Source organism: Microbispora rosea, assembly GCF_900156315.1.
In the GTDB taxonomy this organism is placed as follows: domain Bacteria; phylum Actinomycetota; class Actinomycetes; order Streptosporangiales; family Streptosporangiaceae; genus Microbispora; species Microbispora rosea.
Genome location: NZ_FTNI01000002.1, coordinates 303298 through 317124, shown reverse-complemented (window position 1 = coordinate 317124; position 13827 = coordinate 303298). Strand labels below are relative to the sequence as shown.

The 13827-nt window shown below is 71.8% G+C and carries 13 protein-coding genes; 4 read left to right on the top strand and 9 right to left on the bottom strand.

Annotated elements, in window-relative coordinates; all coding sequences use genetic code 11:
• Positions 1-34: 34 nt before the first annotated feature.
• Positions 35-1885 (top strand): CDP-glycerol glycerophosphotransferase family protein, encoded by a 1851-nt coding sequence (locus tag BXA11_RS04145; protein WP_083743935.1) that lies wholly within the window; start codon positions 35-37, stop codon positions 1883-1885.
• A 55-nt stretch (positions 1886-1940) separates the two neighbouring features.
• Positions 1941-2555, top strand: coding sequence for a Uma2 family endonuclease (locus BXA11_RS04140; protein ID WP_076432827.1), 615 nt, complete (start codon positions 1941-1943; stop codon positions 2553-2555).
• Here the strand turns inward: BXA11_RS04140 and BXA11_RS04135 are convergent.
• A complete protein-coding gene (locus BXA11_RS04135) occupies positions 2532-3590 on the bottom strand; it encodes a glycosyltransferase family 2 protein (RefSeq protein ID WP_030509403.1) in 1059 nt (352 codons plus the stop codon). The genes BXA11_RS04140 and BXA11_RS04135 overlap by 24 nt on opposite strands.
• Positions 3591-3644: 54 nt before the next feature.
• Here BXA11_RS04135 and BXA11_RS04130 point away from each other — a divergent pair, with 54 nt between their 5' ends.
• Positions 3645-5183 (top strand): LCP family protein, encoded by a 1539-nt coding sequence (locus BXA11_RS04130; protein WP_076432825.1) that lies wholly within the window; start codon positions 3645-3647, stop codon positions 5181-5183.
• Positions 5184-5217: 34 nt separating this feature from the next.
• Here BXA11_RS04130 and BXA11_RS04125 read toward each other — a convergent pair whose 3' ends face one another.
• From BXA11_RS04125 to BXA11_RS04115, 3 genes are all read right to left on the bottom strand, one after another.
• A complete protein-coding gene (locus BXA11_RS04125; protein ID WP_076432823.1) occupies positions 5218-6402 on the bottom strand; it encodes a serine hydrolase domain-containing protein in 1185 nt (394 codons plus the stop codon).
• 40 nt (positions 6403-6442) lie between these two features.
• A complete protein-coding gene (locus tag BXA11_RS04120) occupies positions 6443-6820 on the bottom strand; it encodes a hypothetical protein (RefSeq protein ID WP_076432821.1) in 378 nt (125 codons plus the stop codon).
• A gap of 158 nt (positions 6821-6978) precedes the next feature.
• On the bottom strand, positions 6979-7632 hold the full coding sequence (locus BXA11_RS04115) for a TetR/AcrR family transcriptional regulator (RefSeq protein WP_076432819.1): 654 nt from the start codon (positions 7630-7632) through the stop codon (positions 6979-6981).
• 162 nt (positions 7633-7794) lie between these two features.
• Here BXA11_RS04115 and BXA11_RS04110 point away from each other — a divergent pair, with 162 nt between their 5' ends.
• Positions 7795-9675, top strand: coding sequence for an AfsR/SARP family transcriptional regulator (locus BXA11_RS04110; RefSeq protein WP_143734067.1), 1881 nt, complete (start codon positions 7795-7797; stop codon positions 9673-9675).
• A 71-nt stretch (positions 9676-9746) separates the two neighbouring features.
• Here BXA11_RS04110 and BXA11_RS42995 read toward each other — a convergent pair whose 3' ends face one another.
• The 5 genes from BXA11_RS42995 to BXA11_RS04090 all read right to left on the bottom strand — a co-directional run bounded on the left by BXA11_RS42995 (position 9747) and on the right by BXA11_RS04090 (position 13481).
• Positions 9747-9923 carry a hypothetical protein gene (locus BXA11_RS42995; protein ID WP_156081009.1) on the bottom strand — a complete coding sequence of 59 codons (177 nt, stop codon included), beginning with the start codon at positions 9921-9923 and terminating at the stop codon, positions 9747-9749.
• Between the two features lie 104 nt (positions 9924-10027).
• Positions 10028-10483, bottom strand: coding sequence for a S26 family signal peptidase (locus tag BXA11_RS04105; RefSeq protein ID WP_076432815.1), 456 nt, complete (start codon positions 10481-10483; stop codon positions 10028-10030).
• Positions 10480-12384 (bottom strand): ABC transporter ATP-binding protein, encoded by a 1905-nt coding sequence (locus BXA11_RS04100; protein WP_239104735.1) that lies wholly within the window; start codon positions 12382-12384, stop codon positions 10480-10482. The genes BXA11_RS04105 and BXA11_RS04100 overlap by 4 nt, the downstream gene beginning before the upstream one ends.
• On the bottom strand, positions 12381-12923 hold the full coding sequence (locus tag BXA11_RS04095; protein WP_076432813.1) for a TlpA family protein disulfide reductase: 543 nt from the start codon (positions 12921-12923) through the stop codon (positions 12381-12383). Before BXA11_RS04095 ends, BXA11_RS04100 begins: the two co-directional genes overlap by 4 nt.
• A 6-nt stretch (positions 12924-12929) precedes the next feature.
• On the bottom strand, positions 12930-13481 hold the full coding sequence (locus tag BXA11_RS04090) for a MauE/DoxX family redox-associated membrane protein (RefSeq protein WP_076432811.1): 552 nt from the start codon (positions 13479-13481) through the stop codon (positions 12930-12932).
• Positions 13482-13827 lie beyond the last annotated feature (346 nt).

Sequence of the window (13827 nt, the reverse complement as noted above, 5' to 3'; positions counted from 1 at the left end):
CCGCAACCATCTACGGAGGGATGGGCGCCCGCCCATGGGGGGAAACATCACGGGGCGCAGGGCCCCGAACGCACTGGTCAGGCTGGCCCGGCGGCCGGCGCTGAGAGGCCTGGCCGGTGGACGCAGAAGCGCGTTCACCGCGCTCACGCTCGCGTCGTACCCGGCCCTGCTCGCCGCCGCCGTGTGGCCGCTGCCCGCGACCTTCGCGGTGCTCGTGCCGCTGTCGTACGCCGCGGAGATCGCGCTGCCCGGCCGGGCGGCGGGGACGCTGAGCCGGGCCCATCTCGGGGCCACGGTCCGCTTCCTGTCGCGTGAGACGGCCGTCGTCGTGCTGCTGGCACGGCTGGCCTCGGAACGGTCGTGGTGGTTCGCGGCGTTCGCGGCCGGGCTGTTCCTGTTCCACGGTCTGCGCGCGGTGCAGACGTGGCTCGCCGAGCACGTCGACCGGCGGCACAACCAGATGCCGGTGGTGACCCGCAACATCCGCCTGCCCGCGCTGCGGATCCCGCCCGCGCCGCCCCGCGCGCTGCTCACCTGGCGGGGCGCCAAGCTGCTCTACCTCGACGCGCTCGCGGTCGTGCCGGCCGCGGCCGGGGCGTCGGCCGGCCTGGGCTGGACGGGCGCGGCGGGCGCCGCCGCGGCCCTGGCGCTGGAGGTCGTCGCGGTGGCCCTGCTGCTGGCGCACGCACGGCGGGCCAGGCACCTGGGCGACCGGCGCCGGGTCCTCGCGGTCGTGGACGAGTGGGTCGCCGCCTACCGGCCCGAGGTGGTCATGTACTTCTCCGGGCCGGTCACCGCGGCCTACCAGGCCACGATGTGGCTCGAGACGCTGGAGCGGATCGCGCCGAGGACGCTGGTGGTGCTGCGCGAGCGGGCCCTGGTCACGGCCCTCGGGTCGACGACGCTGCCGGTGGTGTGCGTCCCCTCCTCCGTCGACCTCATGAACTTCCGCGCGCTCGACGGCGTGCGGGTCGCGCTGTTCCCCGCCAACGTCGGCAACAACATCCACATGCTCCGGGTGCCGGGTGTGCGGAGCGTGTTCATCGGCCACGGCGACAGCGACAAGGAGGCGTCCTTCAACCCGTACACCAAGGTGTACGACGAGGTCTGGGTGGCAGGGCCGGCCGGGCGGGACCGCTACCTGCGCGCCCAGGTGGGCGTGCGCAACGAGGCCGTCGAGGAGGTCGGCCGCCCCCAGCTCGCCGGGGTGCGGCGCACCAGCCCGTACGCCGAGGGGACCTCGCCGCACCGGACCGTCCTGTACGCGCCGACGTGGGAGGGGTGGAGCGACGACCTGTTCCACAGCTCGCTCGTCGCCATGGGCCCGGCGATCGTGCACGCCCTGCTCGCCGAGCCGGTGCGGGTGATCTACAAGCCCCACCCGCTGACCGGCCACCGCTCGCAGGCCGCCCGCTTGGCGCACCGGAAGATCATGACGCTGCTGGGCGAGAGCACCGGCATGCCGCACCTCGTCGTGACCGGCCGCGAGCCGTCGCTGTACGAGTGCTTCAACGAGGCGGATGTGCTGATCTCGGACATCTCCAGCGTGGTGTCGGACTTCGTGGCCAGCGGCAAGCCGTACGTCGTGGCCAACGTGGCGGGCCTGCCGGAGGACCGGTTCCGCGAGCGCTACCCGGCCGCGGGGGCGGCGTACCTGCTCGGCACCGACCTGGCCGAGCTGCCGGACATCATGCGGCGTCTCGACGTGCCCGGAGAGGACGACATGGCCGCCGCCCGGCGGGCGCTGCGCGCCTACCTGCTCGGCGCCGACCATCCGGACCCGCTGGCCCGCTTCGAGGAGGCCGTACGGCGTGCCGCCGCACGGGCCGAGGCGCGCGCCCGCTCCCTCGGCCTGAACGCCCTCGATCCTGTCGTTCACGAGTGAGATACTGACCGCGTCAACTCAGCGTATCGGCGCGGACACGAAGGGACACCAGCCCATGGTCGCGTTCTCACGCAAACCCCACGGCCCCGCTCTGGCACCCGTACCCGAGCGGCCACTGCCCGGCACTCCTCGTGAGCTGTTCGATTCGCTGCCCCCACTTCCGGGTCTGCGGACCGAGATCATCGACGGGAGACTGATAGTGAGCCCCGTGGGCACCCCCGAACACGGCCTAGCCGCCATGCAGTTGTTCCGCGCGTTCATCCCTCTCTTGGACGAGCGCGGCTGGCGCGCCTGGGCGGGCAACGTCGACGTGTGCATCGACGGCAGCCGGGATCCGGTCGAGCCGGACTTCGTCCTCGCCCCCAAGGACTGCCCACGCTGGGGGGAGCGCGAACTGCTCTCCTCGGGGCTGATGCTGGTGGCCGAGGTGGTCTCGAAGGGCAGCGCGGAGGACGACCGGCTCAAGAAGCCGACGATCTACGCCGAGGGCGGCGTCCCGGTGATGCTCCTCGTGGACCCGCTGACGAGGCCCGCGTCGGTCACGGTCTACAGCGACCCCAAGGAAGGTCAGTACCAGGTGACCTCGACGGTGCCGTTCGGGCGGGAGATCCACGTCCCCCACCCGATCGGCTTCACGCTGGACACCTCAGTCTTCGAAGAGGTCCTCTAGCCGCGCCCGTTCGGGCTTGGGACGGGGCTTGCTGAGCTTCGGGGGGCTGGTCAGGAAGCCCGTCCCCCACGAGACGTGCATGGTGGCGTACACGACCGGCAGGCGTACGAGCGCGGCGCCGGACAGCCCGCGGCCGGTGAGGACCGAGCCCGCGAGGATCGCCAGGAGATAGCCCCCGGGGATGATCAGGCCGGGCCAGAAGAACGGCGAGACCACCAGGCCGAGCGCCATCGCCGCCACGGCGGCCGGCGGGGCGAGGTAGCGCAGGTTGATCGTGCCCTGGTGGGTGCGGGAGACGACCCGCCGCCAGCGGCCGTAGTGGAAATACTGCTTGGCCAGGGCGCGCACGTTGGGCCGGGGACGGTAGGTGACGCGCATCCTCGGCTGGAACCACACCAGCCCCCCGGTCTCCCGGATGCGGTGGTTCATCTCCCAGTCCTGCGCGCGCAGGAAGTGCTCGTCGTAGCCGCCCACGCGGTCGAGGGCGCTGCGGCGGAAGACGCCCAGGTAGACGGTGTCGGCCGGGCCCGCCTCCCCACCTGTGTGGAAGCGCGCGTTGCCCACGCCGATCTTCGAGGTCATGGCGCAGGCCACCGCCTGCTCGAACGGCGTGATGCCCTCGGCGGCCATGATGCCGCCGACGTTGTCGGCGCCGGTCTGCTCCAGCGTCTCCACGGCCGTACGGAGGTAGTCGCGGGGCAGGATCGCGTGCCCGTCGACCCGCGCGACGATGGGGTTGCGCGACGCCGTGATGGCGGCGTTCAGCGCGTTGGGGGTGCGGCCCGTGGGGTTCGGCACGACGACGACGCGGCGGTCCTCGGCCGCGATGGCGTCGGCGACCTCCTGCGTGCGGTCGTGGGAGGGCCCCACGCTGATGACGACCTCAAGAGGGCCCTCGTAGTCCTGTTCGAGGACCTGCCGTACGGCGTCGCGCAGGTGCCGTTCCTCGTTGAGCACCGGCATGATCACCGACACCGGCGGCCAGGGCCGCGCGGGATTCTGGCTCGACTGTCGCGAGTCGGGAAAGGGCTTCATGGCGGCGCTCACGCTACTGTACGGAGGGGTGGAGACGGCAACCGGAGGACGGGAATGCCCGGCGACCATGAGGAGGACTCCGGCGTCCGCGTAGGGGGCGACGGATACGGCGGCGTGAGGCTGACGGCACAACGCGCCCGCCAGCGGAGGACGAACCTCCGATCCCTCGTCATTTCGGGCTCGCTGTCCGGAGTCGTGCTCATCGGCTCGGGCGTCGCGTGGCTGGCGCCGAACTACGCGCTCAACCGGATCCACTCGGTGGACGCAGGAACGAGCGAGGCCGAATCCACGGGTGCGATGAACATCCTGCTGGTGGGCGTGGACAAGCGCGACAACCTGACCAGGCGCCAGCAGAACCAGCTCCACCTCGGCCGCGACGTCGGGCAGCGCACCGACACGATGATGGTGATCCACCTGTCGGAGGACCACCGCGGGGTGACCGTGGTCAGCCTGCCGAGGGACACCTGGACGACGATCCCCGGCAAGGGCGAGCACAAGATCAACGCTGCCTACCAGTTCGGCGGCGCCAAGCTGGCCGTGAAGACGGTGGAGCAGGCGACGGGCCTGCGCATCAACCACTACGTCGAGGTCAACGTGCTCGGGTTCATCGACGTGGTGGAGTCGCTGGGGGGCGTCACCGTCTGCACGCCGGTGGCCATCGACGACCCGAAGACCAAACTGAACCTGCAGCCGGGGACGTACACGCTGGACGGCGTCAACGCGCTCGCGTACGCCCGCACGAGGGCCACGGCGCGCTCCGACCTCGACCGCATCGACCGGCAGCAGCAGGTCATCTCCGCGCTGCTCGGCAAGGCGCTCAGCGGCGGCACGCTGACCAACCCCGCCAGGCTCGCCGGGTTCCTCGACTCCACGTTCAAGACGCTCACCGTGGACGCGGCCCTGCAGAAGAACCTGCTCGGCATGGTGAACCAGTTCAAGGACGTCTCGACCGACGACGTGTCGTTCGCGACCGTGCCGCTGGCCGACGTGAACTACCACGCGCCCACGGGCGAGTCCGCGGTGCTGTGGGACAAGACGGCCGCCCGCGCCCTGTTCCAGCAGATCGACGCCGACCAGCCCCTCGTCAAGCCGTCGGCGAAGGCCTCGGCGTCCGCCTCGGGCAGCGCCGCGGCGCCGGCGAGCCCCGCGTCCTCCCCGGCGTCCTCCCCTGTGGCCTCTCCGGCGGCCTCTTCTGGTGCGCTCACGATCCCGCCGGGCCGCATCTCGGTGAAGGTGCTCAACGGCACGCTCATCACCGGCCTCGGCGCGACCACGAAGGCCCGCCTCGTCGAGGCCGGGTTCATGGTGCCGTCGCCCCCCGGCGACACGGCACGCCGTGACTTCGCCACCACGGTCATCCGCTACCCGCCCGGCCGCGAGGACTCGGCGCGTACGGTGGCCGCCGCCATTCCGGGGGCCGAGTTGCGCGAGCAACCGGACGTAACCGGCATCGAGGTGGTGGTGGGCCAGAAGAACCACGACGTGAAGAAGGTGACGGTCGCCGCGCCGGCGGGCTCCGCCGCGTCCGCCTCGCCCACGCCGCAGGCGATCCCCTCCGCCCGCACCGCCACGCAGAACATCTGCAAGAAGTGACCGCCCCGGCCCGCGGCGTCCTCCGACCCCGCGGCTATCGCGCCCCGGCCCTGATCGCGCCGCGGACCGCGTCGAGGAGCGTGGCGGCCCTCCGGTCCGGTACGCCTTCCCTGATGTGGTTCATGACGTAGCCGAAGGCCAGGCCGGTCGCCGGGTCGGCGAAGCCGAGGGAGCCGCCGTAGCCGGGGAACCCGAAGGCGGCCGGGCTGTACCAGAAGGCGTCGGGTGTCGGCAGGCCGAAACCGGTGGCGATCCGGACGGGCACGCGCAGGACGCGGTCCACACCGCTGACCTGCTCGGTGGTCGCCGCCGCCAGAGTGGCGGGTGAGAGGACGCGATGCCCGTCGACCTCACCGATGAGCGCGGCGTAGAAGCGGGCCAGCGCGCGTGCGGTGCAGATGCCGTTGGTCGACGGCATCTCCGCGAGCTGCTCGGCGGGGTCGTCGTGGTTCAGCATCGGCGTGACGACGGTCATCGCCCGCATCGTCAGTGACGTGGGATCGGCGTAGGCCCGCATCACCTCGCGCGCGGGCTCGGGCAGGGCGTCCAGGTCGATCCCGGCCAACGCGCCGAGGTCGATCGGGGCGGCGACGATCCGGCTGACCCGATGCTGCTCGGATTCCGGCAGCCCGATCCACAGGTCCAGGCCGAGCGGTGCCGCGATCTCCTCGGCGAGGAACGTGCCGAGACTTCGGCCGGTCACCCGGCGGACGACCTCGCCGACCAGCCAGCCGTACGTGTGGGCGTGGTAGCCGTGATCGGTGCCCGGCTCCCAGAACGGCCGCTGGGCCGCCAGTGCGGTCACCATGGGGTCCCAGGCGATCGCCTCCGCCGGAGTGATCGGGTGATCGAGCGCAGGCAGTCCGGCCTGGTGGGTGAGCAGCCAGCGGACCGGGATCCGATCCTTTCCGCATGCCGCGAACTCCGGCCAGTAGTCGGCGACGGGTGCGTCCAGGTCCAGTTCGCCGCGCTCGGCGAGCAGGTGGGCGCAGGCGGCGGTGACACTCTTGGTGGTGGAGAACACGACCTGCAGGGTGTCGCGCTCCCAGCGGCGGCCGGTCCCGGGGTCGGCGATCCCGCCCCACAGGTCGACGACCTTCCGGCCGCGCAGGTAGACGGCGACCGCGCCGCCCACTTCCTGTCCGCCGGCCAGGTTGGCCGCGAACGCCTCACGTACCGCTTCGAATCCGGGTGCGGTCTCGCCGCCGATTTCGGGCATGCGTCATCGCCTTCGTGATGGGATTGATCGGGGGGAAGTGCTACCTCCGCCAGTGCCCGATGAGCCAGGCGCAGATTTCCGGCTCGGTCATCTCGGGGAAGTCCTCGGACAACGTGACGAGCGCGCGCAGCGCCTCGTCCCGGTCCATGCCTCGCGCCGACGCTTCCTTCAGGTATTCCTGTCGCGCGGCGGTAGGACGTCCGCCGCCCGCGCCACGGCCCGGCAGGCCGTTGCGCCACTCGATGATCTCCGCCAGGCGGTCAGGCCGCCAGCCGGGAGTTCCGTCGACCTCGACGTCGGGCTCCGGGAACGGGCGCTCCGAACCGCCGGGATAGCGGGAGCGCCACTTGTGCACCGCGTGCCGGCTCACGCCCAGCGCCTCGCCGATGCCGACGACGCCGAGGTAGCGCTTGGTCATGGTGCACCAACTCTGTCTGTATGGCCTCCTCCGCGGATCTCATTACTACCATGCCATCACGACGAGCTAACTTCGTCCCTTGCAGAGACGAAGTTAGACCAGGAGGCGGAACATCGTCAACAGAAGCCGACGGTCATGCGTAGGAGACGATCTCCGCCTCACCTGCGAGAGAGACGCTCCACCGGTGGGGGCTCTCCAGGCAGGCGGAGCGTACGGTGGACCATCTGGTGCAGGTAGGTGCGGAAGCGCCACAGCGCGCCGGAGTGGTCGTGGTCGTAGCGCCGGCCCGACCGGTCGTACACGCCGCTCTGCACGAAGCTGTGCACGCACCAGATCACCGCGTTGATCGTGTAATCCACGTCCACGTCCGGGGTGGTCACCAGCGGGGCGATGGTGTCGATCACGAACTGCGCCGCCGGCGCGGCGTACATCGGCTCCAGCTCGGGGATGTCGGTGGCGTCGGCGAGCCACCTGTGGGTGTAGAGCGCCGGATACTCCGGCTGGTGACAGCAGAAGTCGATGTATCGGTCGAGGAGCCGGTGCAGGGCGACGATCTTCTGATCGGGCGAGGCGCCGACGATGTCCTTGATCCCTTTCTCCAGGACGGCGTTGTGCGCGCTGTTCATGCGGTCCATGACCTCGAGGTAGATCTCCCGCTTGTCGCCGAACTGCCGCCTCACGAAGGCCACGTCCGTGCCCGCGGCGTCGGCGATCTGCCGCATGTCCGTGCCGTCATAACCCAGCCCGGCGAACAGGCGGGTCGCCACCTGGAGAACGCGGTCGGACAGGTCCCCGTCGCCCGTACCCGTCATGCGGTAGTCGGTTCCCGCCTGGTTGCCCCCTAATCACCGTACGGTGGGCCCGGTCCGGAACTGTTCCGGACACTCGCCGGGCTTGTGCGGGTTCCCGGCGGGCCGGGATCTTCGTGGGGTTCTCTCAGACGCTCCTCGCGAGACGCCTATGGAGGTCCCCTCGTGCACCGATCATCCGCTCCGGAGGGCGGATCGACGCTTCGGTTCGGGTTGCTGGGCCCGGTCGAGGTCAGGAGGAACGGCAGGCCCATCCCGCTCGGCTCACCCAAACAGCGCGCCCTGCTGACCGCGCTGCTGCTCGAACCCAACCGGGTCGTGTCGATCGACCGGCTGGTCATGGCCGTGTGGGACGAGGAGCCGCCCCGCTCCGCCGTCGCCAACGTCCGCACCTACATCAACCGGCTGCGGGGCACGCTCGGCGAAGGCGAGCGGCTGGCGGCCCGGCCGCCCGGCTACGTCCTCACCGTGCACGCCGGCGAACTCGACGTGAACGAGTTCGCCGGTGCCCTGCGTCAGGGCAGGCAGGCGCTGTCGGCCGGGCGGCCGGAGACGGCGCTGCGGCACCTGACGGCGGCCCTCACCCGGTGGCGCGGCGCGCCGGCCGAGGACGTGCCCAGGTCGGCGGCGCTCGGCCCGCGCCTGGACGCGCTCGCCGAGCAGCGCTGCCTGGCGCTGGAGGCGCAGGCCGAGGCCCGCCTCATGCTGGGCGAGCACGCCGACGCGGTGCCGGAGCTTCGCGAGACGGTGGCTGCCCATCCGACGAGGGAGCGGCTGTGGGGCAGCCTCATGCTCGCGTTGTATCGCACCGGCGACTCCGCGGCCGCGCTGTCCGCCTACGGGCAGGCGCGTACGTTCCTGGCGGAGGAGCTGGGTGTCGAACCCGGGCCCGAGCTGGCCGAGCTGCACCGGAGCATGCTCAACCGGGATCCCGCGCTCCGGGCGGTATCCCCGCTCGCCGCCCGCGACCCGTCCCACCCGGTGCCCCCGCCGAGAACGGGGCAGCAAACGGGGCCGAAACCGGCGCCGGTCGCGGCTTCCGGAGGTCTCGCGAGTCTCCTGGGCCGGGATCCGGAGCTGAACCAGCTCGTGGCCGCGATCACCGCCGGACATCCGCGGCCCGTCGCCGTGCACGGCGCGGCGGGGGTGGGCAAGTCGGCCCTGGCCCTGCACGCCGTCCGGACGGCGGCGCCGGATTTCCCGGGCGGCGTGTTCCACGTCGATCTGCGGCCCTTTCCCCGGCCCGGTGCGTACGAGACGCTCGCCCGGCTGCTGGGACTGCTGGGACTGACGGACGGTGAGATCGCCGCCGATCTCGACGACGCGGTGCTCCAGCTCGCGAACGCCACGGCCGGCAGGCGCGTGCTCGTCCTCCTCGACAACGTGACCGACGAGGGGCAGGTGCGCCCGCTGGTCGGCGCATGTCCCGGCTGCCGGTTCGTCATCACCAGCAGGACGGTGCTCGCGGCGCTCGACGACGTCGACCACCTGCCTCTCGCTCCCCTGACGGACGACGCGGCGTACGCGCTGGTGGTCCGCCTCTGCGGCAGGGACCGGGTCGATCCCGAGCAGGTGAGGAGAGTGGCCCGGCTCTGCGACAACCTGCCGCTCGCGCTGCGGATCGCGGGCAAGCGACTCGCGGTCCGGCGGGAGTGGACGCTGGCGGCGTTCGCCGACATGCTGGCCGGCGAGGAGCACCGGCTCGACCTGCTGACCTGCGGCGACCTTTCCGTGCGCAGCGCCCTCGACCTCGACTACCAGGTCCTGCGGCAGTGCGGGGGAAAGGCGAACGGCAGTGCGCTCGGCCTGTTCCACCGCCTCGGCGAACGCGGCATGGCCGGCTGCGGGTCGGCGACCGCGGCGGGGCTCCTCGGATGCGACCGGCGCACGGCGTGGGCGGCGCTCGGCAGGCTGGCCGATCTCCGCCTGATGACGTCCATAGCCCCGGACCAATACCGGATGAACGACCTCACCCGCCTGTACGCCATGGAGGTCGCCAGGGCCGCGGGAAAACCCGCGGACGGGAATTCGGCGGCATTCGCTTGACGGGCGATGCGAGAGCGGAACGCCCTTTACGCGAGGGGAATTCGCGCGACAGGGCGCTCCGCCGTACCCGTTCAGCAGGTGTACTGCCACGGAGTGCAGTAGCCGCTGGGGATGCCCGACCCGGTGCAGCAGTAGCGGCGGACGCAGGTCCCCGAGTACTCGTACCAGCAGTTGACGGCCTCCGCGCGGGTGGCCGGGACCAGCCTGGCGACCATCCGGTCCGCCAGCCGCTGAATCGTCCGTGTCATTCAGTTCCTCCTTTTGAAGGGACTCCTTTTCGGTGACCGACGTTAGGAGCGGATCCGATCGCGGACGTACCACTCCGATACACGAATTCCTGTATCGGCTTCATTCACGCGTGCAACCGCCGGAGCACGACACCCGTGATCCTGGTATCCGGAAGGAGACCCCAGTGGCGCGAGTCGGTGCTGCGCGACGGGTTGTCTCCGAGGACGAGCAGCCGCCCCGGTGGCACCCGGGTCTCCCCCAGCGCCTCGAATCCCGGAGGGATCGGATCCCCGGCCACGGCCGCGGCCCTTTTGATCACCAAATTCGTGCCGCCGTCGAGGGCGAAGCCCTCCCCCGGGCCCACACGGGAGATGACCACGACGTCCCCGCGCCGGACGCGTCCCCGAGACCGGCCGGGCCGGCCCGGCCGCAGCCTGCGTACGAGGACCCGGTCACCGGACCGCAGACCGGGCTCCATGCTCTCCCCGTGCACCTCGACGACGCGCAGCGTCCGCCTGGCCGCCGTCACGGCGCCACCGCCGAGCGCCGATGCGAGCAGGACGAGCAGGACGGGTGTCATCGTGCCCCCGAGAGCCGGTCGTGCGGAGCATCGGAGTTCCGGTCCTCCCGGTGCCGGTATCCCTCGGCCTGCAGGGCGAACAGGTGGGCGTAGATCCCGCCGCAGGCGAGCAGCCCGGTGTGCGTGCCCTGCTCGGCGACCTGTCCGCCGTCCAGGACCACGATGTGGTCCGCGTCGCGCACGGCGCCGAGCCGGTGGCTGATCAGCAGGCTCGTGCGGCCGCGGCGGTGCTCCCGCAGACCCCGGTGGATCTCGTGCTCCGCCTCGGCGTCCAGGCCCGAGCTGGGCTCGTCCAGGATCAGCAGATCCCTCTCGCCCCGCAGGTAGGCGCGGGCGAGGGCGAGCCGCTGCCACTGCCCGCCGGACAGGTGGACTCCCACGTCACCGCCGCCGTCCTCGGTGAGAACGTCCTCCTTGAGACCGTCCTCCACGGGCCCGGTGAAGATGCGGGACAGCATGGTGTCGTACCCCCGGGGCAGACGGCCCACGACGTCGTGCACGCCCGCCCGCCGCGCCGCCGCCTCGATCCTCCCCCGGTCGTCCATCGCGGTGAGGTCGCCCAGGCCGATGTTCTCGGCCGCGGTCATGTCGTAGTGCATGTAGTCCTGGAACACCGCCCCGATCCGCGCGCGAAGCTCCGCCGGGTCCATCTCCCTGAGGTCGATCCCGTCCCAGCGGATCGAGCCGCGCTCCGGGTCGTACATGCGGCACAGGAGCTTGACCACCGTGCTCTTGCCGGCGCCGTTCCTGCCGGCGAGCGCCACCGCGCTGCCGTACGGAATGGTCAGGCTGACGCCGCGCAGGGCCCAGGGGTGGTCGGGTGAGTAGCGGAACCACACGTCGTTCAGCTCGATCCCCCGGCGCAGCGGGCCCGCCCGCCGGGGCCGGGCCGGGACCGGCAGGTCCGGTTGGGCGTCCAGGACGGCGAGGTAGTGGCCGAACAGCAGCACCTGCTGATGCGCGGTGACGAGTTCGAGGACGAGGCCGCCGGCCGCCGCCTGGACTCCGGCGACGGCGGCCACGAACAGCGCCACGTCACCGATCGCACCGGTGCCGTTCGCCGCGGACACGAGGACCCACAGCAGGCCGCCCCCGGCCGCGAGCGCGGCCGTCGTCCCGGTGACGGCCTGGACGCCCAGCTCACGCCGGTCGGTACGGCTCCGCTCGGCGTTCGCGGCCCGCCGCTGGGCGTTCATGAGCCCGCGCAGGTGCGCCCCGATGCCGAAGAGCCTCAGCTCCTTGGCCGCCTGGACGTTGACGAGAAGCTCACCGAAGAAGATCTCGCGGCGCTCGACCGGGCCGATGCCCCACAGCATCGCGGCCCGCCGCCGCGACAGCCGGAGCTCAGCGGCCAGGGACGGCACCACGGCGCCGAGCACGAGGGCGGCCATCCACGGGCTGATCGTCATGAGGGAGACGAGGAACCCGGCACCGGTCATCGCCGTCCTGGCGGCGCCCAGGGCGGCGGAGACCACCATGCCCGGAGTCGCCCCGCCGTACTGCTGGGCCATGCGGATCCGGTCGTGGAACGCGGGGTCCTCGAACCTCGCGAGGCCGACGAACCGCTCGGTGGCCCGGAAGAGGCGGTCCTGTGCGACGAGGCCGATCCTGCGCCCGCTCTCGTCCTTGACGTACTGGACGATCTGCGGCCCGAGCGCCGTCAGCACCCCGCACCCAGCGAGCACCGCGCCCAGAACCGCCGTCACGCCGGCCCCGGGGCGGCCGCCGGCGATCTCGTCGAGGACCAACTTGGTGCACCAGGCGATCGTCACCGGCAGGACGGCCATGAGCGCGCTGAGGACGGCGAAGGCGATGGTCAGCCCCCGGCTCGCCCGCCAGGCCATGCCGAGAGCGGTGACCACCGCCCGCGCTCCGGCCGAGCCCCGCACCCGCGGCCTCACGCGTGTGCGGGAATCTTGTCGAGGTCCTCCAGCGTGGTCCCGCTGGCGACGACCCTCCTGTGCTCGTCGACCAGGGCGAGGGAGGGGAAGCCGCGCACCTGCAACGCCTTCGTGAGGCCGGTGCCGTACTCCTCGATCAGCACCAGGGCGACCGGCTCCAGCATCCGCCGCTCGTCCGCCATCTCCTCCTCCGTACCGACGAGCACGGCCAGCACGTTGCCGCGTCCTCCGGGGAAGGACCGCGCGTGCTCGGCGAACTGCGGCAGGCGTTCGTGGCAGGCCGAGCAGTCGGGCGAGAAGACCCCGACGAGGACCGTCTCGGTCAGCGTCTCGTCCGAGACGTGGACACCGTCGGTGCTCGTTGCGGAGAAACCGCCGATCACCGCCCCGGGTGGGAGCACGATGGACGGCAACCCCGCCGGTCGCGCCGACAGCATCTCCTCGTGCGCCCGCAACCGCCGGATCACGCCGACCGTCAGCACCAGATCGACCAGGCACAGGACGCCGACGCTCAGGACGAGCGCTGTCAGGAACGGCATGAAGAACTACCTCCGTCGGGATGAACTGGTGAAGAGACCGGCGATCTCGCCGATCGCGGACAGCAGGACCGCCACGGCCCCGGCCGCCAGGGCGACCGCGGCGAGCCCGGCCGGCCCGAGGCCCGCGAAGACGGCACCGGCCCCCGCTTGGACACCGCCGGCCCCCGCTTGGACGGCCCCGGCCGCCGCCGCCACGATGAGCACGGCGTTGCGCGCGAGATGACCGGCCCCCACCGGAACGGCGGAGGCGCCGAAGCAGCGGCAGGAAACCCGCCTGCCGCGCCGCAGGGCGACGACGATGGCCGCGGTGAACGCCACGAGCAGCCCGAGCGCGACGCAGAAGCCGGCGAGCACGGTGGGCCGCCAGGCCAGCAGCGGCGCGACGGCGATCTCGGCGGCGACGACGAGCGCCGCGACGGGCCGGGACGGCAGCCGCACGAGGGCGCGGGTGGCCGCCGTGAACTCCTCGTACGCCGCCCGCCCGCGCAGCTTGCTCACGGCGGACATGAGGAAGACGATCCCCGTGAGCAGCCGGCAGAAGGCGAAGAGATAGGCCACGGGCGTCCTCGATCCCCGGTCGGGCAGGCGGGTCTCCCACCACGCTAGGAACCCCCGCGGGACGCCGGATATACGACGGCTACACGCCGCGATGTACCAGGTCGAACGCTCCTGTACGACGGAAATCGAATCGTCGATCGGCAGGGCCGAAACCCGATAACTCGATAACCCCGGACTCGGGATTTCGACCCCGGTCGCCATCACCGGAATCGCCCCGTCGAGGAATGGGCCGTCAAGGTGCTCGTGCGAATTTGGCCGGTGTGACGCGGGGACTGCATCATGGGTGACGTTTCGCTCCGGCGACGAATCGGAGCGGTATGGAAACGGGGCGGAAACGCGGCCGTGG

What these genes read in the sequence shown, in the direction of transcription:
- BXA11_RS04140 (WP_076432827.1), top strand. Translation starts at nt 1,941, where the DNA reads ATGGTCGCGTTCTCACGCAAACCCCACGGCCCCGCTCTGGCACCCGTA.
- BXA11_RS42995 (WP_156081009.1), bottom strand. Translation starts at nt 9,923, where the DNA reads ATGACACGGACGATTCAGCGGCTGGCGGACCGGATGGTCGCCAGGCTG.
- BXA11_RS04145 (WP_083743935.1), top strand. Translation starts at nt 35, where the DNA reads ATGGGGGGAAACATCACGGGGCGCAGGGCCCCGAACGCACTGGTCAGG.
- BXA11_RS04135 (WP_030509403.1), bottom strand. Translation starts at nt 3,590, where the DNA reads ATGAAGCCCTTTCCCGACTCGCGACAGTCGAGCCAGAATCCCGCGCGG.
- BXA11_RS04105 (WP_076432815.1), bottom strand. Translation starts at nt 10,483, where the DNA reads ATGACACCCGTCCTGCTCGTCCTGCTCGCATCGGCGCTCGGCGGTGGC.
- BXA11_RS04095 (WP_076432813.1), bottom strand. Translation starts at nt 12,923, where the DNA reads ATGCCGTTCCTGACAGCGCTCGTCCTGAGCGTCGGCGTCCTGTGCCTG.
- BXA11_RS04130 (WP_076432825.1), top strand. Translation starts at nt 3,645, where the DNA reads ATGCCCGGCGACCATGAGGAGGACTCCGGCGTCCGCGTAGGGGGCGAC.
- BXA11_RS04125 (WP_076432823.1), bottom strand. Translation starts at nt 6,402, where the DNA reads ATGCCCGAAATCGGCGGCGAGACCGCACCCGGATTCGAAGCGGTACGT.
- BXA11_RS04115 (WP_076432819.1), bottom strand. Translation starts at nt 7,632, where the DNA reads ATGACGGGTACGGGCGACGGGGACCTGTCCGACCGCGTTCTCCAGGTG.
- BXA11_RS04120 (WP_076432821.1), bottom strand. Translation starts at nt 6,820, where the DNA reads ATGACCAAGCGCTACCTCGGCGTCGTCGGCATCGGCGAGGCGCTGGGC.